A 24295-nucleotide genomic window follows, 5' to 3' on the forward strand; every position below is an offset into this window, starting at 1 on the left:
TCTATAAGAAAAAGCCGAATTTCGACTTTTTCCGTAGGTATTCTGCTGATTATTTAGCTTCCATCACGACTGGCAAGATTGCTGGACGACGCTTGGTTTGATCAAAGAGGTACTTGGTCAGATTGTCACGAACCTTGCCTTTGAGATCTGCCCAGTCAAAGTCATCACCTTGAAGATACTCCTCTACCGTTTGGTTAATCAATTCTGAACTTTCACGGAGAATGTCGCGACTTTTCTTAAGGTAGATAAATCCACGCGTATGAACACGAGCCTTAGCCACAATCTTCTTCTCACGACGGTTAACAGTGATGGCCACGATAAAGATTCCATCCTCTGACAAGACCTTACGGTCGCGAAGAACGACATTCCCAACATCACCAATGGCATTTCCATCAATCATGACATCGCCTGCAGAAACTGCTCCAGCTGGGACAAAGTCTCCATGTTCATAGGACATGGTCGTTCCCTTTTTAGGGATGAAAATGCGCTCTGGCAACATTCCAACTGCCATAGCAGCCTTGGCATGCGCATCCAACTCACGGTACTCCCCTTGGACAGGGAAAAGATATTTCGGTTGCAAAAGATTGATCATCAACTGCAAATCACGCGCATTTCCGTGTCCTGATACTCGCAAGCTCTGGGTAATGAGTTTTACCACACCACCAGCTTGGTAAATCATATTTTCAACGCGAGCCACAACCGCTTCTTTGGCGGTAGATGGAGTTGTTACAACATAAACCAAGTCCCCATCCTTGATTTCTACATAACGGTGGCGCCCAACGGACATCTTGCGAAGTCCATTGATGGGTTCACCCATACGACCTGTCTCTAGGATAATCAACTCATGGTCTTCAAAACGAGACATTTCTTTTGGTTTAATCAAAAGGCTTTCATTAGCCAGGGATAATTTTTTGAGACGAATCGCTGTACGAACGATATTTTCAACATCAAATCCAGTCAAAACGACTCGACGGCCAGTCTCCGCAGCTGCATCAAAAACCTGCTGGATACGAGAAAGGTTGCTGGCAACTGCTGCAACGATGATACGACCGTCCCAATCAGCGATGGTTTGGGTAATTTCATCCCCAACTTCACTCTCACTCGCCACCTGGATATTGCTGTCTGCATTTGCAGAATCACTGAGAAGTGCCAAGACACCATCACGACCGATTTCAGCTAAACGCGCAAAATCCGTCGCATAGGATTCACTAGCCGTCTGGTCAAATTTGAAGTCGCCTGTGTAAACAATGTTCCCTTTTTGTGTTTTCAACACAACTCCCAGACTCTCTGGGATAGAGTGAGTCGTACGGAAGAAGGAAACAACCGTTCCCCCAAAGTCAATCTCCGTATCCTCATCAATCACATGAAAGTCATTGAATTTCTTAACAGCATCATTTCCTTTGACAAAGAGTTTTGCCAACTCGATGGTTAATTCAGAGCCAAACACAGGCACCTTAGCCTCAGCCAAAAGGTAAGGCAGAGCTCCAATGGCATCCGCATGTCCGTGGGTCAAGAAGACCCCAGCGATACGATCGCTATTTTCAAAAAGGTATTCCATATTTGGAATGACAACGTCTACCCCAAGTTGTTCATTCTCAGGGTATTTAAGCCCTGCATCCAAAACAAAGATAGATTCATCGATTTCAGCAATGTACATATTTTTCCCATTTTCTCGTACACCACCTAGTGTTGTTAAACTGATATTACTCATTTTCCCTCCGAAACTTAATTTATCTTGATTATAGGGTAGGTTTACCCTCTTATTCTAAAAGTTCTAAAACTCTCAGCCGAATCTTTTCCTACCATTATACCATTTTTTTGATGATTTTCAAAACGAAGATTTGTTTTCAAAAAAGAGCTGGTTACCCAACTCTTTCCTATCTGCTATTCTTTTTCCATTAAAAAATCATACATTTCCTGCACTGTCCCCAGCGCCATTATTTCTTGATCTTTGACGGTTTGTTTGAGATTTTGGTAAATCTGACTTTCAGCAATTTCCCTTTTCGACGCTTCTTTATTGACTGTCATGACACCATCTTTGATAGTTACAAAGCCCAGTTCCTCAAATACTTGGATCATCTTGACCAGCAAGATTTGTTGGATATTGAGATAAGCCGCCAAATCTTTCAGCTTGTAGCGAATATCAAACTCAGGGAACTGGTAAATGGTCTTGTACAATTTAGCAAACTGTTCTCTAGTCCCATAACCTGTTAGATAGTAGGCCTTGTCAATGTCGTTCTTGAAATAAACTGCAGAGAAACTTTGTTCCTGAAAAACGGTCTTCAGCAGGGTAATATCCTCAGGAATGGTTTTCACAACCACAGCATCACTATCCGCCAGATTTGGCAGTGCTCCAGCAAAGTCCAAGACTGGAACCCCTTCTGGCAAGACTGCATTCTTCCCACGAATATTAAAGAGTTGAACACCTTCCACACGCGCATCCACCATCATCAACTGGAGAGCAGTTTGGCCATTCCATTGGTTGACAGACAGGGTGACTGCCAATTCTAGATTCTTGGTTTGAGAAAACTCTGTCGCCCATCTTCCTTGACCGAAGGCCACCACTTCAAAACTCGCCTCACCCTTGGAAATTTTCAGCTTGAGATGGGCATTGCCCGCCCCCATACTGCGAGCACTCTCGACATTGAAATCCCTGAGATAAAAAACAGGTTTCTGATTGTCCATCCCAAAAGGTGCCAAACGTTCAAAACTTTTAACCGTTTCTAAGCTAAGTGTCTCCAAATCCAGTTCTTCATCTAGATTTAACTTATTCTTACCACTAGCATCTGCTCCTTTTTCACGGATATAGTCCTCCAAGACCTGAGATAAATCTGAAAGTTTCTCCACTTCTAGCGTCATACCCGCCGCTCCAGCATGACCTCCAAAGGCGATGAAGAGCTCCCGATGGGGATCCAAGGCTTCAAAAATATCGACCGCTTCCACACTACGAGCACTGCCCTTGGCACGACCGTCTTCTATATTAAGAACGATAACTGTCTGCCCTAGTTCTTCCAGCAAGCGCCCAGCCACGATACCCAGAACTCCAGGATTCCAACCTTCCTTGGCCAAGACCTGGACTTTCTTCTCAGGATCTACCATTGTCTTGGCTTCTTCATAGATGGATTGTACGATTTCCTTACGCTCTTCGTTTTTTTGGTGAATCATAAGGGCAATCTCATGTGCCTCCTCGTCATCAAATCCAGTCAACAAATCAATGGCTGGATTAGGATCATCCAAGCGACCCAAGGCATTTAATCGAGGGGCAATCTGGAAACCAACCGTTTCTTCAGTTACTTCATTAGCAGCAATCCCAGCCATGTCCAGCATTTCTTGCAGACCTATGCGTTGAGTATGCCCCAACATTTCCAGACCATATTGAACCAAGATACGGTTTTCATCCGTCAAACTGACCATATCTGCAATGGTACCAATAGCAACCAAATCAAGCAACTCCACTTGCACTTCTTCTAAAAGAGCGCAAGCCAGCTTGAAAGCCACTCCGCAACCAGCCAACTGTTTGAAAGGATAGTCCGCATCTGGATGCTCGGGATGAACAATCGCATAAGCATCTGGCAAGGTTTCAGGCATGGAGTGGTGGTCAGTCACAATGACATCTACTCCCATAGACTGGGCCAATTCAATCGCCTCATGACCTGCAACCCCATTATCCACCGTCACAATCAAGGAAATTCCCTCTTGCTCGATAAAGTATTTATAAACACTGGCATTGGGACCATAGCCATCTGTAAAACGATTGGGCAGGTAAACACGGCACTCGGCACCAAGTTGTTCCAAACTTTCCTTAATAATCGAAGCTGAGGTCATGCCATCCGCATCATAGTCTCCATAGATGAGAATATTCTCCCCTTGTTCAATAGCCTGACGAATCCGTTCCACTGCCTTATCCATATCATGGAGCAGATAAGGGTCATGCAAGTCCTCCAAGGAAGGTTCTAAAAACTTCTTCAGACTTTTCTCATCCTGAATCCCTCTTTCAAATAATAACCGAGCCACCTCAGGACCCAGTCCAGCCTTCTTGGCTATCTTTGTAAAATCCGCATCTTCAACCTGCGGGGCAAACTGCCATTCATAAGTAGGAGTTATCAAAAAAACATCCACTCTTTCTAAGAATTCTATCGTTTCATTATAACATGATTTAGGCATTTTCTCTATTCAGATTGCTTTTTTATAACATTTTAGTGAATTTTTTTCAGATATGATTTGACAAGAACACTCTTTTGTTGTAAAATCATGTTATAAAATCTAACACAAAGGAGATCTCTCATGGCTTTAGTAGAATTTAAAAACGTCGAAAAATATTACGGAGACTACCACGCACTCCGCGACATCAATCTCCGTTTTGAAAAAGGACAAGTTGTTGTCCTGCTTGGACCTTCCGGCTCTGGGAAGTCCACTCTTATCAGTACGATCAATGGTTTAGAGGCTGTTGACAAAGGAAGTCTCCTGGTCAATGGGCACCAAGTAGCAGGTGCTAGTCAGAAAGATTTAGTTCCTCTTCGTAAGGAAGTCGGCATGGTTTTTCAACATTTTAATCTTTATCCACACAAAACAGTGTTAGAAAATGTAACACTCGCGCCCATAAAAGTTCTAGGAATTGATAAAAAAGAAGCTGAAAAAACAGCCCAAAAATATCTGGAATTTGTAAATATGTGGGACAAGAAAGATTCCTATCCCGCCATGCTATCTGGTGGACAAAAACAACGGATTGCCATTGCACGCGGCCTCGCTATGCATCCCGAACTCCTCCTCTTTGATGAGCCAACATCTGCCCTTGACCCTGAGACTATCGGAGATGTTCTAGCAGTTATGCAAAAACTGGCACATGACGGGATGAATATGATCATCGTTACCCACGAAATGGGATTTGCTCGAGAGGTTGCGGACCGCATCATCTTTATGGCTGACGGAGAAGTTTTGGTGGATACGACAGATGTCGATGACTTTTTCGACAATCCAAGCGAACCTCGTGCCCAACAATTCCTCAGCAAAATTATCAACCACGAAAGTGATAAAGTCAAATAAGGAGGCGCCTATGAAAAAGAAATTCTTTTTATCCGCATTATTAATTAGCCTTTTCAGCCTTGCTGCTGCCAAACCAGTCGAGGCCGATACTAGCGTCGCAGACATTCAAAAAAGAGGCGAACTAGTTGTTGGTGTCAAACAAGACGTTCCCAATTTTGGCTACAAGGATCCCAAGACAGGGACTTATTCTGGTATCGAAACCGACTTAGCCAAGATGATTGCAGATGATCTCAAGATCAAGGTTCGCTACGTTCCTGTTACCGCTCAAACCCGTGGACCACTTCTTGACAATGAACAGGTCGATTTGGATATCGCGACCTTTACCATCACAGAAGAACGTAAAAAACTCTACAACTTCACCAGTCCCTACTATACGGACGCTTCTGGTTTTTTGGTCAATAAATCTGCCAACATCAAAAATATTGAAGACCTAAATGGCAAAACCATCGGCGTTGCCCAAGGCTCCATCACACAACGCTTGATTACCGAACTGGGTAAAAAGAAAGGTCTGAAGTTTAAATTCGTCGAACTTGGTTCTTACCCAGAATTGATTACTTCCCTTCACGCTCACCGTATTGATGCCTTTTCCGTGGACCGCTCTATCCTGTCTGGCTACACCAGTAAACGAACAGAGCTCCTAGATGATAGTTTCAAGCCATCTGACTACGGTATTGTTACCAAGAAGTCAAACACTGAACTCAACGACTATCTTGATAACTTGGTCACTAAATGGAGCACGGATGGTAGTTTGCAGAAACTTTATGACCGTTACAAGCTCAAACCATCTAGCCATACTGCAGATTAAGGAGGATATCCCATGACAGATTTATCATCTTGGACAGCCTATTTTCAGGATTTTGGACAATTTTTCAATGGTTTCCTCTTCACTCTTACCCTAGCTATCGGATCCTTTATCCTAGCTATGGTCTTAGGAATCATCTTTGGAGTCCTATCAACTAGCAAACATCAAATTTTAAGAATTTTGGCTCGTATCTTTGTCGAATTTTACCAAAACACCCCCCTCTTGGTGCAGTTTGTCATCGTTTTTTATGGCCTACCCCTTATCAGTGATCACACCATCATGATTCCGATTTATTGGACAGCTGTTCTCTGCGTCGGACTTTATCACGGTGCCTATATTGCTGAGGTTATTCGTTCAGGGATTCAGTCCATCCCTAATGGTCAGATGGAGGCCGCCTTATCACAAGGTTTCACCTATATCAGTGCCATGCGCTTGATTATCTTGCCTCAGGCCTTCCGTATCATTCTCCCTCCTTTGACCAACCAAATCGTTAACCTTATCAAGAATACTTCAACGGTTGCTATCATCTCTGGAGTAGACTTGATGTTTGTGACCAAGTCTTGGTCAGCTCTCAACGGAAACTACATCCCAGCCTTTCTAGGTGCTGCCCTACTCTACTTTGCCCTTTGCTTCCCTGTTGCCCAATTTGGCCGCAAGATGGAGCAAGCCAATAAAAAAGCCTATTCACTTTAGGAGGTTACTATGGAATCTATTTTAGAAGTTTTGACCCCAGATAACCTAGTCTTTATCTTTAAAGGATTTGGCTTGACCCTCTATATCTCTCTGATTGCCATTGTCCTCTCTACCCTGATTGGGACGGTACTTGCGGTTATGCGAAATGGGAAAAATCCTGTCTTGCGAATCATCTCCAGCATTTACATCGAGTTTGTGCGTAACGTTCCCAACCTCCTCTGGATTTTCACCATCTTTTTGGTGTTTAAGATGAAGTCCACACCAGCAGGTATTACTGCTTTTACCCTTTTTACCTCAGCAGCCCTAGCTGAGATTATCCGAGGCGGTCTCAACGCCGTAGACAAGGGACAATACGAAGCAGGAATGTCTCAGGGATTTACCTCCGTACAAATCCTCTACCATATCATTCTCCCGCAAGCGATCCGTAAAATGCTACCAGCCATCATTTCCCAGTTTGTGACAGTGATCAAGGATACCAGTCTTCTCTACTCTGTTATCGCCCTACAAGAACTCTTTGGAGCCAGTCAAATCCTCATGGGACGTTATTTCGAACCAGAGCAGGTCTTCAGCCTCTATATCCTGATTGCCCTCATCTACTTCAGCTTTAACCTAGCAATTTCAAGTCTATCCCGCATGCTTGCCAAACGGTGGCAACAAGCTGCGGAATAAAAACGAAATGTGAACTCAAAACAAGGGTCCACATTTTTTGCTATAAATGAAAAAGAGCAACCCAACACTATGCAAACGTTTTACTTTTTGGTAAAATGACTTTAAAACCATAAAGCAAGGAGAAAAATCATGATCCACGAACTTTACAAAGAATTCTCTCAACTGGAACAAGTAGAAGCTATCGCTCTTGGTGGTTCACGTGCAGGACAAGACTACGATCAAAATTCTGACTATGATGTCTATGTCTATCTTAACTCACCTATTGACGAGAAAACTCGTCAAATCATTCTTAGCAACTATTGCTCCTATATGGAAATTGGAAACCAGTTTTGGGAGTTAGAGGATGACTGTGTACTAAACAACGGTATTGAAATCGAGTTGATTTATCGTTCGCTGGAGTCGTTTGAACAAGAATTGAACTCAACCGTTTTTCAACACAAAGCTCAAAACGCTTATACAACCTGTATGTGGCATAATCTACTCCACAGCAAGATTCTATACGATCCGAATGGACACTATGCTTCGCTCCAAAGAACTTACCAGATTCCCTATCCACAGGAACTCAAAAAGCAAATCATTGAAAGGCAACTCCTTTTGCTAGAACAAGCCATGCCTGCCTTCTCTCACCAAATAGAAAAAGCTATCAAACGCCAAGATCTTCTCAGTATGAATCATCGTACAAGTGAATTCTTTGCTTCCTACTTTGACTTGTTATTTGCGCTCAATGAGCAAACCCATCCTGGTGAAAAACGAATGTTGGAGTACGCAAAGACCAATTGTACTCTCCTCCCTAAACAATTTGAAGAAACTATTCGCAAGTATTTCCAACTACTCTATCAACCACAACAAGGAGAACAAGCGATCGTAACCTTGCAAACTATCCTGAAGGAACTAAAAGCCATTTTGCCATAGACCAAAAAGAAAATGTGAACCTCTGTTGCTGTTCACATTTTTATTTGTCGTTGACTGTAAAATTCTAGTCTACTCATATTCAGTTGCCTATTTTTGACTCTCTCTGAAAATCTGCAACTAGGTTAGAAATTGTTCAATTGATTGACGAGCAATCATGAAGCCGTTCCAACAACCGCACTCACAATCACTTACCCTGCTCTTTCATTACTAGTGACAATTTTTCCCTTAGGGTTACTACAAGATTTTTTAGAGATTCTAACAAGAATTACAATATGAATTTTACATATTACCATAGAACACCTCTATAGGAGAAAATCAGAGCTAAAATTAATAAAATATAGAAGGCGATAAAAAGCCATCTCATCTTCACACATAGAGCAATATATTCTCTGATAAAGGCCGATGGGATATAGTAGGCGGCTGTACGGCAACCAAGACCATCTCCCTTCATCCCAATACGGCGAGCATAGGTACTGGTACGAAAAACATGATAATCATTGGTCACAAAGAGAAAACGTGGACTGGTCACCAGCCTCTCTCCCATTTCTTTTGAGAAGAGAAGATTCTCATAGGTTGTCGTTGAACCTTCCTCTAGGAGAATTGCTTCTCTCGGAACATCCGTCTCTTCCAGCAAATAATTACAAATTGCCTGAGCTTCGGAAATCTTCTCATCTCCACCTCGACCACCACTTGCGATGATTTTAACATTGGGATTGAGAGACTGGTGATAAGCTTCTACTGCCTTGTCAATGCGACTCTTCAGTAAGGGAGTCACTTTTTCTCCATTCAATAAGCCTGCTCCGTGAATGATAATAAAATCATAATATTTTTTCTTAGGAATAAAAAGATACAGGATAGAATAAAGCAGAAATCCTGCAAAGGCAAAACCAAAAATCAAATACGAATAAATCAAAAAGAAAAAGATAATATTCACTAGATGATTGGTATAAAACAAGCCCTTGGTATCGCTCACTCGAATCGCCATGATCACAAAAAAGAATAGAATCACACAACCTAATCCTAGAGACAAATAATTTGCCTTGGATTTTCCTTCTTTTTTCAATAACACAAATCCATTATAAATAAGGAAAAAACCACTTAGAAAAACTAAAAGAGGCAGCAGGAGAAAAATCCCTGCAAAGAAAACCATGTGCACTTCTTTCTGTCCAGCTTCGTAAAAAAGATTGGCAATGGACATATAAGAAAAGAGCAGAGACAAAAGTAAGAGAGCTGGATTCCAGAGACTGCGATTGTCCCTTAAAAACGAAACGAGAAAAAGTAGGACAAAAAATCCTGTGATAAAGTACATAGTCTCCTCCTTTGATGACTACATTGTACCATAATTGTAGCAATAGAAAAAGAGGAGCCTAGCCCTCTTATTTTACAATTCTTGCTTCTGCATCTGCCACAACCTGAGCCAGACTCATCTGACGAAGTTGATTTTCCATAGCTACTTGGATATCCAGCAATTTCTGATCCAAGACCTTATGAATATTAGCCCCTACTGGACAGTTAGGATTGGGATTGTCATGGAAACTAAAGAGCTTACCAGATTTTCCTAAACATTCAACAGCCTGATAAACATCAAAAAGGCTAATATCTTGGAGGTCTTTGATAATTTCGGTACCACCCGTCCCACGCGCAACTGAAATCAATCCTGCTTTTTTGAGTTGCGACAAAGTCTTACGGATAATGACTGGATTAACTCCAACGCTAGCTGCGAGAAAATCACTGGTCACCTTGCTTTCCTGGCCCTTGATAGCAATGATAATTAGCATATGGGTCGCAATGGTAAATCGACTTGAAATTTGCATTTTGTTCCCCTTTCACCTGAGATTCTCATCATCTCTCTTCTCATACTCATTATACCCCTTTTTGATGTCATGTCAATCATTACTACTATCTAACCATGCATCCAACTCAATATCATGCCCCTGTTCTTGGGCAATCTCATACAGAAGTTCCTGGTTATGAGTGTGGTGAATCCCATTTACCAAACTTTCATAGTAGACCTGGAAATAGGGGAGCTTTAAATCTTTGGCCAACTGCAATTCAGCTTCTACATCATAATCCACTCGACGAAAATCAACATCAGACAAACCTGCTTCATCAAACTCTAAAATCATATACTGGGCCCGTAGGTCCTTACGTAATCCCGCATCTAAAAAGAAGGGTTGTCCAATGGACCCTGGATTAAGAATCAACTGTCCATCACTTCCATAACGAAGCAACTGTTGGTGGATATGACCATATACTGCGATGGAGGCATGCGGTTCCGTCACTAATCTATCAAAATCTTCTTGTTTTCCCGTATGAATCAACTCCCTACCCCAGTTTTTATCAGGGAGATGGTGAGTGATTCCCACCATCAAATCACCAAACTGACGATGAAGTTGCATGGGGTGATTGTGGAGGTCTTCGATTTCTTCAGGGCTGATTTCTTCTAATATATACTGGCATTGACGTAGGAGGTAGCGATGACTAGCTTTTGTCAAATCTAGCTTACGATGCAAACCTCGCCAGAGACTATTCTCCCAATTACCAAGAACTCTTACAGTAATAGGCAAAGCCACTAAAAGATTCAATATCCTTCTACGTCCTGTTCCTGGCATAAGAATATCCCCCAAAAGCCAGTACTCATCTACATTTGCCTTTTTAGCATCAGTCAGTACAGCTTCCAAGGCGCTTGTATTCCCATGTATGTCTGAAAGAACTGCTATTTTGGTCATTCTTTCTCCTCAATTTTTCTTACTTCTTATGCTAGTATTATAACAAAAAAATTCAGAAAGCTTATTATTTCTGCCTATCATAACATCTTGTAAGAGCTTCCAAATCGTGCTATAATATAGGTAGAGAGTTCCCCTTCATTTAGGATTATGTGGTCTTCAACATCTCTCAATTTTTGCAGATTGGAGGACTATTGCCATGCGGAAATATCTTAAGTATATTCCATACTACCTTGTCATTTTCTTCTTTTACTGGCCCCTCTATGAGTTGCTTTTACTGCTGATATCTGATTCTTATACGCTGAAGGGACTTTACATTTATAACATTCTCCTCTTTTCTCCCCTAGTAACCTTTATCGTATCGCTACTTTATAGCTATCGATTTCGTTTCTCACTTTGGTGGCTACTCGGTATTGGTCTGGTCTTTTGCTTTACCATCATCACCTTTGGTGAGTTCATCCTGCTTTACTTCCTAGCCTATGAACTCTTTGCCCTACTTGGCTTGGCTGCTGGCATGGGTATCAAGCATGTCTTCCAGCGGAAGAAAAACAAAAAAATTATACAAAAACCTTGAAAATTCTCGCAATCATGCTATAATAATGCATAGAGACAAGTCACTTAGTCCCTTTCTACTAGAGAGTGCGTGGTTGCTGGAAACGCATAGAAAGCCTAAACTGATACTACTCTACTGACTTTTATGCAAACATAAAACGGTGGCTACGTTAAAGCCAATCTGAGGTGTTCCTCTTTTTTGAGGAACATAAATGAAGGTGGAACCACGTTGCGACGTCCTTTTAAGGATGTCGCTTTTTGATTTATTAACGAAAAAATCAAAAGGAATTTCTATTTATATTTCAAGGGCACCTTCACCATAACTAGGCTAATAAAAACTTTATAAGGAGAAAATCATGATTAAGATTACTTTCCCAGATGGCGCTGTTCGTGAATTCGAATCTGGCGTGACAACTTTTGAAATTGCCCAATCTATCAGCAATTCCCTCGCTAAAAAAGCCTTGGCTGGTAAATTCAACGGCAAACTCATCGACACTACTCGTGCTATCACTGATGATGGAAGCATCGAAATCGTGACGCCTGATCACGAAGATGCTCTGCCAATCTTGCGCCACTCAGCTGCTCACTTGTTTGCCCAAGCAGCTCGTCGCCTCTTCCCAGACATTCATTTGGGTGTCGGTCCAGCTATCGAAGATGGCTTCTACTACGATACCGACAATACTGCTGGTCAAATCTCTAACGAGGACCTGCCTCGTATCGAAGAAGAAATGAAAAAAATCGTTAAAGAAAACTTCCCATCAATCCGTGAAGAAGTTACCAAAGACGAGGCCCGTGAAATCTTCAAGAACGACCCTTACAAATTGGAATTGATTGAAGAACACTCAGAAGACGAAGGCGGTTTGACTATCTACCGTCAGGGCGAATACGTGGACCTCTGCCGTGGTCCGCACGTCCCATCAACAGGTCGTATCCAAATCTTTCACCTGCTCAACGTAGCTGGTGCCTACTGGCGTGGAAATAGCGACAACGCAATGATGCAACGAATCTACGGTACAGCTTGGTTTGACAAGAAAGACTTGAAGAACTACCTTCAAATGCGTGAAGAAGCCAAGGAACGTGACCACCGTAAACTCGGTAAAGAGCTTGACCTCTTCATGATTTCACAAGAAGTCGGACAAGGTTTACCATTCTGGTTACCAAACGGTGCCACTATCCGTCGTGAATTGGAACGCTACATTGTCGACAAGGAAATCGCTGCAGGCTATCAACATGTTTACACTCCACCAATTGCCTCAGTGGAACTCTATAAAACTTCTGGTCACTGGGATCACTACCGTGAAGATATGTTCCCAACTATGGACATGGGGGACGGTGAAGAGTTTGTCCTCCGCCCAATGAACTGTCCTCACCATATCGAAGTTTATAAACACCATGTACACTCATACCGTGAATTACCAATCCGTATCGCTGAGATTGGCATGATGCACCGATATGAAAAATCTGGCGCCCTTACAGGCCTTCAACGTGTACGTGAAATGTCCCTAAATGATGGTCATACTTTTGTAGCTCCAGAACAAATTGAGGAAGAATTCAAGAAAATTCTTCAATTGATTATCGATGTGTATGAAGACTTTAATTTGACAGATTACCGTTTCCGCTTGTCTTATCGTGACCCAGAAGATAAACACAAATACTTTGACAACGATGAGATGTGGGAAAATGCACAACGCATGTTGAAAGCAGCTATGGATGATATGGAACTGGACTACTTTGAAGCTGAAGGTGAAGCAGCCTTTTACGGACCAAAATTGGATATCCAGGTTAAAACTGCCCTCGGTAAAGAAGAAACCCTTTCTACTATCCAGCTTGACTTCTTGCTTCCAGAACGCTTCGACCTCAAATATGTTGGAGCAGATGGTGAGGAACACCGTCCAGTCATGATTCACCGTGGGGTTATCTCAACCATGGAACGCTTCACAGCTATCTTAATTGAGAACTACAAGGGTGCCTTCCCAACATGGCTTGCACCACATCAAGTGACCCTTATCCCAGTATCTAACGAAAAACATGTGGACTACGCTTGGGAAGTAGCCAAGAAACTCCGTGACCGTGGTGTCCGTGCAGATGTAGATGAGCGCAATGAAAAAATGCAGTTCAAGATCCGCGCTTCTCAAACAAGCAAGATTCCTTACCAATTGATCGTTGGTGACAAGGAAATGGAAGACGGAACTGTCAACGTTCGTTGCTACGGCCAAAAAGAAACACAAACTATCCCAGTTGATGACTTTATTCAAGCTATCCTAACTGATATCGCCAACAAATCACGCGTTGAGAAATAAAACAATCACTGTCTGAGAAACATTTTTCAGTAAGAAAAAGCAACAACTATTTCAGCTGTTGCTTTTTATATTTTATTTAATCTGAGCTAGTAGTGATTGGTCAAACCACCACAAATGGTATCCTCATAAACAATCCTTTCTATCCACTAACTGTTGGATATAGGATATCCTCCCAAAATTTGCTTCCATGAGTTAGAAAAGTTGACTATCCTCAATCCTTATCTGCTTCATTTTCTTTTACGATATCTTTTTGTGAATCCTTTTCAGAGAGTTTTTGATCAATATACTTGTTAATGGTTTCATAAAATTCCTTGGTCGTATCACTGTCTAATTTTGTCGAATTATGAACTTGATTGACTTTTAATTGAACAGATTGAATACCGTAAGAGGCTTGTTTTTGATGGAGCGTTTCTAATTCTTCGTCTGAAATCGGATCTCCAACAACCGTCAAGACCAATTCATTGTTCCTTGACTTGTAGACTTGATTGATGACCGTGTGATTGACTAACTCTTTTGCTATAAACTGTTTGATTCCTTCTTTTCGCGCTTGATCTATCGACAGAGTGACTGCTGAATAGCTGGCTGGAAGAACCAATAATACAATCAAGGATATCAAGCCAATTCTCATTTTAATATTTAGCTCTTTAAATGAACTTAAGGGAGATTTCCTCATCAAAATTCTTGTTCCAACAATGTTGGTTAGCATGATAAAGACACAATTGATCAAGAAAAGATAGAGAGCTCCAAATAAAAATCGTACATTTCCATTAGCTAAACCATAGCCTGCAGTACAGATAGGTGGCATCAGAGCTGTTGCAATGGCTACTCCTGGCACGATATTGTTTGCTTCTTTTTTCCTTGAACCAATTACGCCTGCTATCCCACCAGCAATAGCAATGAGAACATCCCAAATGGTTGGAGAGGTTCGTGCAATCAATTCGCTACTTTCATAAGATAAGGGAGAAATCCAGAAATACAGAGCCGAGACAAGCAAGCTGACCAATACTTGAGTAAATAAAACCTCTAGAGATTGCTTGATTAAACGCGTATCAAAAATAGCTAAACCAAATCCGAGTCCAACAATCGATGTCATAAGAGGGGAAATCAGCATGGCTCCAATAATGACAGCTGTTGAATTCATATTTAGACCTATAGAGGCAATAAAAATCGCACACATCAAAATCACTGTATCTCTTAATCGAACATGAAGATCATCATATAATTTCTCACGGTATTCACGTGTTGAATAGTTTCCGGACATTGGTTACTCCTTTTATTTCATATAATCTTGTTTCTGCTTGGATGATGGTAGAGAGACTTCTGTCCAATCTTACATATTTTTAATTCTCACCTGTTATTCTTTTGAAAATTATCCTTTAAATATCCGTCAGTCCATCCTTAGCATTATATCAAAAATTTTACAGTCTTTATCTGAAGAAATCTATCAATTGAACAGATAGAGAAAGTTATCGTCAACCTCATGGTATCATCGACTACTTCAATGACCTTGAGAACTAAACTAAGCATATGATAAGCAAAGGCCAATGGAGAAATGCAAAAATTACAGGAAGGAAGAAAACTGTCAAGATTTGCTTGTTAATGGTTTGCTTAATCTGCTTTTGATCTAGACCTACCTGTTCGTTTGTGGTCTTCATATCCCTCAGAGATTTGTTTATAGTAGATAAAATAATTTACTAGGCTACACGGTTAAAGATAGAAAAGCCCAGTTGTTTTATCCTGGGCTCTTATCTACTCTTCTCACTCAAGGACTAGGTTCACTTGAGCAAACTGAATCCGCACTGTCGTTCCTTTTCCGACCTCAGACTCGATACGAATCTGGTGACCCAGTTCTTCAGAAATTTTCTTGGATAGGTAGAGGCCAAGTCCAGACGACTGCTGGGTCAAACGCCCATTGTAGCCTGAAAAACCACGTTCAAAGACTCGGAGTACATCACTGTTTTTAATCCCAATCCCCGTATCCTTGATACAGAGTTCCTGATCTTCCATATAGATCTCCAAACCACCTTGCTTGGTGTATTTGAGGCTGTTTGAGAGGATTTGTTCAATGACGACCAACAACCACTTCTTATCGGTCACGATGGTTTTGTCTAAGTCATGTAGATTGACTGTCAGCCCCTTCTGGATAAAGAAAAGAGCGTACTTACGAACCATCTCCTTGACCAAGTCCTCCACTTGAACCTTTTCAAAGACCAAGTCATCGTGAAAACTCTCTAAACGCAGGTACTGTAAAACCAGATTGGTATAGGAGTCAATCTTGAAAATTTCCTGTTCCAGCTGCTGTTTGACCTCCCGATCAGAGACTTCTGCTACCAAAAGGCGACTAGCAGCAATGGGGGTCTTGATCTGGTGAACCCACAAGGTATAGTAATCAAGCAAATCCGTCAGCTTGCTTTGGGCTTCCGACTTCTTTTGATACAATTCAGACTCTCGCTCTTCGAGTTTCTCTGCCAGCGCACATTCCAGAGGGGACTTGGGATCTCTTTCAGCATAGAGTACTTCCTGCCGGTAAATCTGAGCTTCTGCAAAAATATCCCAAACCAAAAATAAAAGGGTTAAAAAGCTACTGAGGAGGAAAAAATAGAAGAAATAAAATCCTATACTAGCGAATAAAAACTGAAAGAGAAAAACAAGAAAACCCAATGAAAAAATATAGACAAAAAGACGACTGCGAGAACGCAGATAGGCCAGAAAAAATAATTTCCAATCAAGCATGTTTCAGTCCGTACCCTATTCCCTTCTTGGTTTCGATAAATCCTGCCAAGCCTTGCTCCTCCAACTTTTTGCGCAAGCGAGCAACGTTGACAGACAAGGTATTGTCATCGATGAAAAAGTCGCTATTCCAGAGTTCCCTCATCAGGTCATCACGCGCCACGATATTACCCGCATGTTCAAACAAAATCCGCAAAATCTGAAATTCATTCTTGGTCAAACTCAGGACTTCCCCCTGATAGTGCAGGTCCATAGACTTGGTATTGAGGATCACACCCGCATACTCCAGCAGACTTTCATCCCGTCCAAACTCATAGGAACGGCGCAACAATCCCTGAACCTTGGCAAGGAGCACCTGCTGGTCAAAAGGTTTGGTTATAAAATCATCCGCACCCATATTGATCGCCATGACAATATCCATCGCCTGATCTCTCGAAGACAGAAACATGATAGGTACCTGAGAAATCTTACGAATCTCCTGGCACCAGTGGTAACCATTAAAAAGAGGCAAACCAATATCCATGAGGACCAAATGAGGTTCTGATTGAACAAAAAGGCTCAATACTTCCATAAAATCTTCTACCAAAACAACCTCAAAGCCCCACTCAGAAAGCAGTTTCCCCACTTGTTGTCGAATGACTTGGTCATCTTCTACTAGTAAAATCTTGTGCATGCGCTCCTCCTTTGCTCTTATTATAACAGATTTTCCCCATGGATAAAATGCAAACCTGTATTTAAACCAGCTCGCTAGCAATATAGCAAAATCTAGTAAGCCCACTAGCTAATTCTTGGTAAATGTGATAGGATAAACATAGAGAAAGGAGCTTTTATGGCCAATATTTTTGACTACCTCAATGATGTAGCATACGATTCCTTTTATGACCTCCCCGTGAATGAGTTAGATGTTCTTGCCTTGACTGAGTTGACCTACCTTGCTTTTGATAATGTAATCACCCAAGAACCAAAGCGCCTCATAGATCTAGCACATCAAATCCCTAGAGACACGACGATGTTGACCAATAAAAACCGTCTCCAGTTGTTGAATCAGCTCGCTCAACACAAACGCTTTAAAAATTGCAAGCTCTCAGACTTTATCAACGATATTGATCCTGAATTGCAAAAACAGTTTGCAGCCATGACTTATCGTATCAGTCTCGATACCTATTTGCTTGTCTTTCGCGGAACGGATGACAGCATCATTGGCTGGAAAGAAGATTTCCATATGACCTATATGAAGGAAATCCCTGCTCAAAAACATGCCCTTCAGTATTTAGAGGACTTTTTTGCCCAACATCCTAATCAAAAGGTTATTCTAGCAGGACATTCAAAAGGGGGCAATCTAGCTGTCTATGCTGCCAGTCAACTTGATCCAAACTTGCAGAAAAATATTATCTCTGTCTACACTTTTGATGCACCTGGGCTTCACAAGGAACTAACCGAAACATCAGGCTATCAAAATATGATGAAACGAACGAAAGTATTTGTCCCACAAGGTTCTATCATCGGGATGATGCTGGAAATTCCTGATAAAAAAATCGTCGTTCGAAGCACTGCCTTGGGTGGCATCGCCCAGCACGATACCTTTAGTTGGCAGGTTGAAAACAAACACTTTGTCCAACTAGACGAGACCAATAGTGATAGTCAGCAAGTCGATACAACCTTCAAGGAATGGGTTGAAACAGTTCCTGACGAGGAACTACAACTCTACTTCGACCTCTTTTTCGGAATCATTCTCGATGCAGGCATCTCCTCTATCAACGATCTTTCTTCCTTCAAGGTCATTGAACACATTCATCAACTCTTTGTCCAAGCTCAATCCCTCACTCCCGAAGAAAGAGAAACCATGGGGCGCTTAACCCAACTCTTGATTGACACCCGATACCAGGCTTGGAAAAATCGTCAAGGCACGAAAAAGACTTTCTGATACCCTAAGTATCCTCTTCTATGCTATACTTAGTTTAGTACATTCTTTGAGATTGGAGCCAGTATGAAAATCCATAAAACCGTGAATCCCATTGCCTATGAAAATACTTATTATCTAGAAGGGGACCAACACCTGATTGTGGTTGACCCAGGTAGCCATTGGGAAGCTATCCGCAAGACTATCGAGAAAATCAACAAACCAGTCTGTGCGATTCTCCTGACCCACACCCACTACGACCATATTATGAGTCTGGACTTGGTTCGTGAAACTTTTGGAAATCCTCCAGTTTATGTAGCAGAGAGCGAAGCTAGCTGGCTTTACACTCCAGTCGATAATCTCTCTGGTCTCCCTCGTCACGATGATATGGCAGATGTGGTCGCAAAACCTGCAGAGCACACCTTTGTCTTTCATGAAGAATACCAGCTTGAGGAATTTCGTTTTACAGTTCTACCAACCCCAGGGCACTCTATCGGCGGCGTTTCCCTGGTCTTTCCTGATGCTCATCTAGTCTTGACCGGAGATGCTCTATTCCGAGAAACCATCGGACGGACAGACCTTCCTACAGGTAGCACGGAACAACTCCTTCATAGCATTCAGACGCAGCTCTTCACCCTCCCTAACTACGACGTCTATCCTGGACACGGGCCAGCTACGACTATCGCTCACGAAAAGACTTTTAATCCCTTTTTCTAGCAAGCAAAAAACCAAGGATAGCATCCTTGGTTTTTGTTTTACCAAATAATCACACGGTCCTCTGGTGAACGCCACATACCATCGCCTTCTTTGACATCATAGGTTGTAAAGAAGTCATCAAAGTTTGGCACTTGGACATTGACACGGAGCTTAGCTGGCGCGTGTACATCGACACTGGCCATGAGTTTCATCAACTCCGGACGGCCTTTCATACGCCAGATACGAGCAAAGTTGTGGAAGAATTCTTCAGCAGAGAAGTCTGGTTCTCTCTTGGCAGCTTCAAGGGCTGCAGCGATCCCTCCTAAGTCGGCAACATTTTCTGATACGGTTAGTTTTCCGTTGATCCTTGCTCCGTAAGATTCTTGACCATCAAACTGGTCGATAACTTTCTGAGTCTTTTCCTTGAAGGCAGCATAGTCATTCTCAGTCCACCAATCCTTGAGGCTACCATTTTCATCAAAGGAAGCACCATTTGTATCAAAGGCATGAGAAATCTCATGGGCAATAACAGCACCAATACCACCATAGTTGGCTGAAGACGACTGATGCAAGTCATAGAATGGAGCCTGTAAAATAGCAGCTGGGAAGACAATCAAGTTCTTCTGAGGATTGTAGTAGGCATTGACCATGTGAGCTGGCATTCCCCACTCCTTGTAATCAACCGGCTGGTTCCACTTGCTCCAGCTGTGCTTGATTTCCACACGCGCAAAGGCTAAGGCATTCTCAAAGAGACTGGCAGTTTCGTCCACTACCTTATCCTTGTAGCGTTCTGGCAATTCCTCTGGATAACCGATATAAGGCTTGATGACATTGAGTTTGACAATGGCCTTGTCACGCGTTTCAGGTGTGAGCCAGTCGTTCTTAGCCAAGCGTTCCTTATAAACATCAATCATAGTCGCTACTTTTTTCTCTACGTCTGCCTTAGCTTCTGGAGAGAATTTTTCATGCGCGTACCAGAGACCCAGAGCTTGCTTGAAAGGACCTTGGGCCAAGTGATAAGCTGCCTTGACCTTATCCTGAGCTTCTGGAACACCTGAAAGGGCACGTCCATAGGCACCTGACAAAACACGAATCTCGTCTGTGAGATAGCTGGTTGAAAGATTGACTACGCCCAAAATCAAAGTCGCCTTAAGCAAAGGCCATGCTTCTTCACTATAGAATTGATCAGCTGCTTGCCAGAAACGTTCCTCGTCTACGATAACCTTGTCTGGAGTCTGTCTAAGAACAGTTTGGAAGAAATCATCCAAAGGTAGGGCAGGAGCAAATTTCTTGAAATCTTCATAAGCGTATGGATGGTAGAGTTTAGCATATTCTGAACTTTCTTCGTTAGAAAGCACCACAGCCGCAATGCGACGGTCCAATTCCAATCGTTTCTCTAGTAAGTCTGCGATTTCCTCATCTGAAAAATCATAGGCTTTGAGTAGATTCGTAGTACTTTCCTTCCAAAGCGTCAAGAGCTCCTCACGTTGAGGATGGTCTTCAGCATAGTAGGTTGTATCTGGCAAGATTGTTCCTGGTGCACTTGCCCAGAGAACATTGGTTCTGGCATCCATAAAGTCTGGTGATACTCCAAATGGAAGGAAGTTTGGTTTACCTGCTAGTTCAAACGCTGCTAGTTTGCTGGTGAAATCTGCAAAGCTCTCCAAATCTTGGTACTCCTTGAGCAGAGGAAGGACAGGCTTGATCCTATCTGCTTCTCTCTTGTCAAAATCACGTACCATACGATGGTACTTAACAAAGTTTGCGAGGATAGCATCCTCTGGGACATCCTCTCCTGCCAACCACTTGTCCGTAGTTGCCAGCATCAACTCTTCAATTTCCTCATCAAGGTCAATAAAACCACCTGTTCGAGATTTGTCAGCTGGAATGACAGCTGTTTTTTCCCATTCGCCATTGATTGCATCATAAAAATCGTCTTGATAACGTGTCATCTTGTTCTCGCTTTCATTTTTCACTTATTCCTAGCTTAGCAAAAAACACAGGAGAATGCAATTAAAAATAAATTTCTTGTATCTTTCATTTTATTGTTGTTTTATTAAATTTTTTAAAAATTAACTTGACTTAATTTTTTTTTTAATGTATATTAAATACGGGAGGGAGGAATTTGTTATGATACGTATTGAACACCTCAGCGTCTCCTACAAAGAAACGCTGGCACTAAAGGATATCTCACTAGTGCTCCACGGACCAACTATTACCGGAATTATTGGTCCAAATGGTGCTGGAAAATCAACTTTATTAAAAGGTATGTTAGGAATTATCCCACATGAAGGTCAGGCCTTTCTCGACGACAAAGAAGTCAAGAAATCTTTACATCGAGTTGCCTATGTCGAGCAAAAAATCCATATCGACTACAATTTCCCTATCAAGGTCAAGGAATGTGTCTCTCTGGGACTCTATCCATCCATCCCGCTCTTCCACACTTTAAAGGCCAGCCACTGGAAAAAAGTGGCAGAAGCACTTGAAATCGTTGGACTCTCAGACTATGCTGATCGCCAAATCAGCCAGCTCTCAGGAGGACAATTCCAACGTGTTTTGATTGCCCGCTGCCTAGTACAGGAAGCTGACTACATCTTTCTAGATGAGCCTTTTGTCGGGATTGACTCGATCAGTGAAGAGATTATCATGAATACGCTGAGAGACCTAAAAAAATCTGGTAAAACAGTTCTCATCGTCCATCATGACCTCAGCAAAGTCCCCCATTATTTCGACCAAGTTTTGCTTCTCAATCGAGAATTAATAGACCTTGGTCCGACCGAAGAAACCTTTACCGAGGTCAATCTCAAAAAGGCCTACGGTAGCAAACTCTTTTTCAATGGAGGTGACCTATGATAGCAGAATTTATCAATGGATTGCAAAATTTCCATTTCCTACAAAACGCCTTGATAACAGCTATTGTCATCGGAGTTGTTGCTGGAGCTGTGGGATGTTTTATCATCCTACGTGGGATGTCTCTCATGGGGGATGCCATCTCTCACGCAGTTTTGCCCGGCGTAGCCCTTTCCTTTATCCTGGGAATTGATTTCTTTATTGGAGCGATCATCTTTGGTTTGATGGCTTCCATCATCATTACCTACATCAAGGGAAACTCTATCATCAAGAGTGACACTGCCATTGGTATTACCTTTTCATCTTTCTTAGCCTTAGGTGTCATCTTGATTAGTGTTGCCAAGAGTTCGACAGACCTCTTCCATATCCTTTTTGGGAATATCCTCGCTGTCCAAGATACGGACATGTGGATTACCATTGGTGTGGGGGCATTGATTCTCTTGATTATTGGGATTTTCTTTAAACAACTATTGATTACATCCTTTGACGAGCTCCTGGCTAAAGCAATGGGAATGCCCGTTAATTTCTACCACTATCTACTCATGGTGCTCTTGACCCTTGTGTCAGTCACTGCCATGCAAAGTGTCGGAACCATTCTTATCGTGGCCATGTTGATCACCCCAGCTGCGACGGCTTACCTTTATGCTAATAGCCTAAAGAGCATGATTTTTCTTTCATCAGGCCTAGGAGCTCTGGCTTCTGTTGTAGGGCTCTTTATCGGCTATAGTTTCAATCTCGCAGCAGGATCGAGCATCGTGCTCACATCCGCCAGCTTCTTTCTAATCAGTTTCTTTATCTCTCCTAAGCAACGATACTTGAAACTGAAAAACAAAAAAATCATTAAATAACGGGGAAACCCTTCTGGAGGAATCTAATGAAAAAATTAGGTACATTGCTTGTACTCTTTCTTTCCGTCATTGCTCTTGTAGCATGTGCTAGCGGAAAAAAAGATACGGCTTCTGGTCAAAAACTAAAAGTTGTTGCTACAAACTCAATCATCGCTGATATTACAAAAAATATCGCTGGTGACAAGATTGATCTTCATAGTATCGTTCCTGTTGGTCAAGACCCACACGAATACGAACCACTTCCTGAAGACGTTAAGAAAACTTCTCAAGCTGACTTGATTTTCTATAACGGTATCAACCTTGAAACAGGTGGCAATGCTTGGTTTACCAAATTGGTCGAAAATGCCAAGAAAACTGAAAACAAAGACTACTTTGCAGTCAGCGAAGGCGTTGATGTTATCTACCTTGAAGGCCAAAACGAGAAAGGCAAAGAAGACCCACACGCTTGGCTCAACCTTGAAAATGGGATGATTTATGCTAAAAATATCGCTAAACAGTTGATTGCAAAAGATCCTAGCAACAAGGAATTCTACGAAAAAAATCTCAAAGACTATACTGAAAAACTAGATAAACTAGACAAGGAAGCCAAAGAGAAATTTAACAATATCCCTGCTGAGAAGAAACTCATCGTAACCAGCGAAGGATGCTTCAAATACTTCTCTAAAGCCTACGGTGTTCCAAGTGCCTACATCTGGGAAATCAACACGGAAGAAGAAGGAACCCCTGAACAAATCAAGACCTTGGTTGAAAAACTTCGCCAAACAAAAGTTCCATCCCTCTTTGTTGAATCAAGTGTCGATGACCGTCCAATGAAGACTGTTTCACAAGACACAAATATCCCAATTTACGCGCAAATCTTTACTGACTCAATCGCTGAAGAAGGTAAAGAAGGTGACAGCTACTACAACATGATGAAATACAACCTTGACAAGATTGCTGAAGGTTTGTCAAAATAATCCATTAAAAACGTCATTCTCACCGAATTGGCGTTTTTTCAATTTCCGGTCAAATCATTGGAAAAATCTGACAATTCTCGGTAAAATAAAAGAAAAAAGAATGGAGTAGTTTCATGACCACTTTTCTCGGAAATCCTGTAACCTTCACAGGTAAACAACTGCAAGTAGGAGACAAGGCACTCGACTTTTCCCTCACTACAACCGATCTCTCTAAAAAAACACTAGCTGACTTTGATGGAAAGAAAAAAGTTTTGAGTGTTGTCCCTTCTATCGATACTGGTATCTGCTCAACGCAAACACGTCGATTCAATCAAGAACTAGCTAACCTCGACAATACCGTCGTTCTTACTGTTTCTATGGACCTACCATTTGCCCAAGGACGCTGGTGCGGGGCTGAAGGCCTTGACAATGCCATCATGCTTTCAGACTACTTTGACCATTCTTTCGGGCGCGATTATGCCCTCTTGATCAACGAATGGCATCTCCTTGCACGTGCTGTCTTTGTTCTCGACACTGATAATGTCATCCGTTACGTAGAATACGTTGATAACATCAACACGGAACCAGACTTTGAAGCTGCTATTGCTGCAGTGAAAGAACTGGACTAAAATCAAAGCC

At 42.0% G+C, this 24295-nt stretch carries 22 protein-coding genes and 1 pseudogene; 13 read left to right on the forward strand and 10 right to left on the reverse strand.

Features of this window, described 5'->3' with window-relative positions; genetic code table 11:
- Nucleotides 1–49: 49 nt before the first annotated feature.
- Together B7725_RS08585 and recJ are read right to left on the reverse strand one after the other, a co-directional pair.
- Nucleotides 50–1711, reverse strand: coding sequence for a ribonuclease J (locus tag B7725_RS08585; RefSeq protein WP_084875680.1), 1662 nt, complete (start codon nt 1709–1711; stop codon nt 50–52).
- Between the two features lie 173 nt (nt 1712–1884).
- Nucleotides 1885–4107, reverse strand: coding sequence for a single-stranded-DNA-specific exonuclease RecJ (gene recJ / locus B7725_RS08590; protein ID WP_162279032.1), 2223 nt, complete (start codon nt 4105–4107; stop codon nt 1885–1887).
- Nucleotides 4108–4284: 177 nt separating this feature from the next.
- On the opposite strand from recJ, the gene B7725_RS08595 reads away from it, so the two are divergent.
- The 5 genes from B7725_RS08595 (at nt 4285) to B7725_RS08615 (ending at nt 8119) form a co-directional block, all read left to right on the forward strand.
- Complete coding sequence (locus B7725_RS08595; protein WP_084875682.1) at nt 4285–5043, forward strand: amino acid ABC transporter ATP-binding protein; 759 nt, start codon at nt 4285–4287, stop codon at nt 5041–5043.
- Between the two features lie 10 nt (nt 5044–5053).
- A complete protein-coding gene (locus tag B7725_RS08600) occupies nt 5054–5848 on the forward strand; it encodes a transporter substrate-binding domain-containing protein (RefSeq protein WP_084875684.1) in 795 nt (264 codons plus the stop codon).
- A 12-nt stretch (nt 5849–5860) separates the two neighbouring features.
- The gene (locus tag B7725_RS08605; RefSeq protein ID WP_084875686.1) at nt 5861–6538 is read left to right on the forward strand and encodes an amino acid ABC transporter permease; all 678 of its coding nucleotides are present in this window, start codon (nt 5861–5863) and stop codon (nt 6536–6538) included.
- 9 nt (nt 6539–6547) lie between these two features.
- Entirely contained in the window at nt 6548–7207 is a 660-nt protein-coding gene (locus tag B7725_RS08610; RefSeq protein WP_084875688.1) for an amino acid ABC transporter permease, read from the forward strand.
- A gap of 129 nt (nt 7208–7336) precedes the next feature.
- Nucleotides 7337–8119: a DUF4037 domain-containing protein gene (locus B7725_RS08615; RefSeq protein ID WP_084875690.1), complete on the forward strand. Its 783-nt coding sequence runs from the start codon at nt 7337–7339 to the stop codon at nt 8117–8119.
- Between the two features lie 286 nt (nt 8120–8405).
- On the opposite strand, the gene B7725_RS08620 is transcribed toward B7725_RS08615, so the two are convergent.
- From B7725_RS08620 to B7725_RS08630, 3 genes are all read right to left on the reverse strand, one after another.
- Complete coding sequence (locus tag B7725_RS08620; RefSeq protein WP_084875692.1) at nt 8406–9428, reverse strand: YdcF family protein; 1023 nt, start codon at nt 9426–9428, stop codon at nt 8406–8408.
- A gap of 67 nt (nt 9429–9495) precedes the next feature.
- Entirely contained in the window at nt 9496–9933 is a 438-nt protein-coding gene (locus tag B7725_RS08625; protein WP_084875694.1) for an Rrf2 family transcriptional regulator, read from the reverse strand.
- Between the two features lie 72 nt (nt 9934–10005).
- A complete protein-coding gene (locus B7725_RS08630) occupies nt 10006–10848 on the reverse strand; it encodes a metallophosphoesterase family protein (RefSeq protein WP_084875696.1) in 843 nt (280 codons plus the stop codon).
- A 196-nt stretch (nt 10849–11044) separates the two neighbouring features.
- On the opposite strand from B7725_RS08630, the gene B7725_RS08635 reads away from it, so the two are divergent.
- Nucleotides 11045–11419, forward strand: coding sequence for a hypothetical protein (locus B7725_RS08635; RefSeq protein ID WP_084875698.1), 375 nt, complete (start codon nt 11045–11047; stop codon nt 11417–11419).
- 334 nt (nt 11420–11753) lie between these two features.
- Nucleotides 11754–13697 carry a threonine--tRNA ligase gene (gene thrS, locus B7725_RS08640; RefSeq protein ID WP_084875699.1) on the forward strand — a complete coding sequence of 648 codons (1944 nt, stop codon included), beginning with the start codon at nt 11754–11756 and terminating at the stop codon, nt 13695–13697.
- Between the two features lie 211 nt (nt 13698–13908).
- On the opposite strand, the gene B7725_RS08645 is transcribed toward thrS, so the two are convergent.
- From B7725_RS08645 to B7725_RS08660, 4 genes and pseudogenes are all read right to left on the reverse strand, one after another.
- The gene (locus B7725_RS08645) at nt 13909–14958 is read right to left on the reverse strand and encodes a DUF389 domain-containing protein (RefSeq protein ID WP_084875701.1); all 1050 of its coding nucleotides are present in this window, start codon (nt 14956–14958) and stop codon (nt 13909–13911) included.
- A gap of 143 nt (nt 14959–15101) precedes the next feature.
- Nucleotides 15102–15380, reverse strand: a pseudogene (locus tag B7725_RS08650) (ABC transporter permease); the annotation flags it as partial.
- 75 nt (nt 15381–15455) lie between these two features.
- On the reverse strand, nt 15456–16430 hold the full coding sequence (locus B7725_RS08655; RefSeq protein ID WP_084875702.1) for a HAMP domain-containing histidine kinase: 975 nt from the start codon (nt 16428–16430) through the stop codon (nt 15456–15458).
- A complete protein-coding gene (locus tag B7725_RS08660; RefSeq protein ID WP_084875705.1) occupies nt 16423–17100 on the reverse strand; it encodes a response regulator transcription factor in 678 nt (225 codons plus the stop codon). The genes B7725_RS08655 and B7725_RS08660 overlap by 8 nt, the downstream gene beginning before the upstream one ends.
- 156 nt (nt 17101–17256) lie before the next feature.
- Here B7725_RS08660 and B7725_RS08665 point away from each other — a divergent pair, with 156 nt between their 5' ends.
- Both B7725_RS08665 and B7725_RS08670 read left to right on the forward strand, forming a co-directional pair.
- Nucleotides 17257–18351, forward strand: coding sequence for a DUF2974 domain-containing protein (locus B7725_RS08665; RefSeq protein WP_084875706.1), 1095 nt, complete (start codon nt 17257–17259; stop codon nt 18349–18351).
- Nucleotides 18352–18414: 63 nt separating this feature from the next.
- A complete protein-coding gene (locus tag B7725_RS08670) occupies nt 18415–19044 on the forward strand; it encodes an MBL fold metallo-hydrolase (protein WP_033583455.1) in 630 nt (209 codons plus the stop codon).
- A 38-nt stretch (nt 19045–19082) separates the two neighbouring features.
- On the opposite strand, the gene B7725_RS08675 is transcribed toward B7725_RS08670, so the two are convergent.
- Nucleotides 19083–20975, reverse strand: a complete 1893-nt coding sequence (locus B7725_RS08675) for a M13 family metallopeptidase (RefSeq protein WP_084875707.1) — start codon at nt 20973–20975, stop codon at nt 19083–19085.
- Nucleotides 20976–21153: 178 nt separating this feature from the next.
- Here B7725_RS08675 and B7725_RS08680 point away from each other — a divergent pair, with 178 nt between their 5' ends.
- The 4 genes from B7725_RS08680 to tpx all read left to right on the forward strand — a co-directional run bounded on the left by B7725_RS08680 (nt 21154) and on the right by tpx (nt 24285).
- Entirely contained in the window at nt 21154–21876 is a 723-nt protein-coding gene (locus B7725_RS08680; RefSeq protein ID WP_084875708.1) for a metal ABC transporter ATP-binding protein, read from the forward strand.
- The gene (locus B7725_RS08685; protein WP_033605977.1) at nt 21873–22721 is read left to right on the forward strand and encodes a metal ABC transporter permease; all 849 of its coding nucleotides are present in this window, start codon (nt 21873–21875) and stop codon (nt 22719–22721) included. The genes B7725_RS08680 and B7725_RS08685 overlap by 4 nt, the downstream gene beginning before the upstream one ends.
- 26 nt (nt 22722–22747) lie before the next feature.
- A complete protein-coding gene (locus B7725_RS08690; protein ID WP_084875709.1) occupies nt 22748–23677 on the forward strand; it encodes a metal ABC transporter substrate-binding protein in 930 nt (309 codons plus the stop codon).
- 113 nt (nt 23678–23790) lie between these two features.
- Nucleotides 23791–24285: a thiol peroxidase gene (gene tpx / locus B7725_RS08695; RefSeq protein WP_000206539.1), complete on the forward strand. Its 495-nt coding sequence runs from the start codon at nt 23791–23793 to the stop codon at nt 24283–24285.
- Nucleotides 24286–24295: the final 10 nt, after the last annotated feature.

Origin of the sequence: Streptococcus oralis subsp. tigurinus (assembly GCF_002096275.1) — a bacterium.
In the GTDB taxonomy this organism is placed as follows: Bacteria; Bacillota; Bacilli; order Lactobacillales; family Streptococcaceae; genus Streptococcus; species Streptococcus oralis_CN.

Coding starts and splice junctions, on each gene's coding strand:
- B7725_RS08585 (WP_084875680.1), bottom strand. CDS start 1,711: ATGAGTAATATCAGTTTAACAACACTAGGTGGTGTACGAGAAAATGGG.
- B7725_RS08595 (WP_084875682.1), top strand. CDS start 4,285: ATGGCTTTAGTAGAATTTAAAAACGTCGAAAAATATTACGGAGACTAC.
- B7725_RS08600 (WP_084875684.1), top strand. CDS start 5,054: ATGAAAAAGAAATTCTTTTTATCCGCATTATTAATTAGCCTTTTCAGC.
- B7725_RS08605 (WP_084875686.1), top strand. CDS start 5,861: ATGACAGATTTATCATCTTGGACAGCCTATTTTCAGGATTTTGGACAA.
- B7725_RS08610 (WP_084875688.1), top strand. CDS start 6,548: ATGGAATCTATTTTAGAAGTTTTGACCCCAGATAACCTAGTCTTTATC.
- B7725_RS08615 (WP_084875690.1), top strand. CDS start 7,337: ATGATCCACGAACTTTACAAAGAATTCTCTCAACTGGAACAAGTAGAA.
- B7725_RS08620 (WP_084875692.1), bottom strand. CDS start 9,428: ATGTACTTTATCACAGGATTTTTTGTCCTACTTTTTCTCGTTTCGTTT.
- B7725_RS08625 (WP_084875694.1), bottom strand. CDS start 9,933: ATGCAAATTTCAAGTCGATTTACCATTGCGACCCATATGCTAATTATC.
- B7725_RS08630 (WP_084875696.1), bottom strand. CDS start 10,848: ATGACCAAAATAGCAGTTCTTTCAGACATACATGGGAATACAAGCGCC.
- B7725_RS08635 (WP_084875698.1), top strand. CDS start 11,045: ATGCGGAAATATCTTAAGTATATTCCATACTACCTTGTCATTTTCTTC.
- thrS (WP_084875699.1), top strand. CDS start 11,754: ATGATTAAGATTACTTTCCCAGATGGCGCTGTTCGTGAATTCGAATCT.
- B7725_RS08645 (WP_084875701.1), bottom strand. CDS start 14,958: ATGTCCGGAAACTATTCAACACGTGAATACCGTGAGAAATTATATGAT.
- B7725_RS08655 (WP_084875702.1), bottom strand. CDS start 16,430: ATGCTTGATTGGAAATTATTTTTTCTGGCCTATCTGCGTTCTCGCAGT.
- B7725_RS08660 (WP_084875705.1), bottom strand. CDS start 17,100: ATGCACAAGATTTTACTAGTAGAAGATGACCAAGTCATTCGACAACAA.
- B7725_RS08665 (WP_084875706.1), top strand. CDS start 17,257: ATGGCCAATATTTTTGACTACCTCAATGATGTAGCATACGATTCCTTT.
- B7725_RS08670 (WP_033583455.1), top strand. CDS start 18,415: ATGAAAATCCATAAAACCGTGAATCCCATTGCCTATGAAAATACTTAT.
- B7725_RS08675 (WP_084875707.1), bottom strand. CDS start 20,975: ATGACACGTTATCAAGACGATTTTTATGATGCAATCAATGGCGAATGG.
- B7725_RS08680 (WP_084875708.1), top strand. CDS start 21,154: ATGATACGTATTGAACACCTCAGCGTCTCCTACAAAGAAACGCTGGCA.
- B7725_RS08685 (WP_033605977.1), top strand. CDS start 21,873: ATGATAGCAGAATTTATCAATGGATTGCAAAATTTCCATTTCCTACAA.
- B7725_RS08690 (WP_084875709.1), top strand. CDS start 22,748: ATGAAAAAATTAGGTACATTGCTTGTACTCTTTCTTTCCGTCATTGCT.
- tpx (WP_000206539.1), top strand. CDS start 23,791: ATGACCACTTTTCTCGGAAATCCTGTAACCTTCACAGGTAAACAACTG.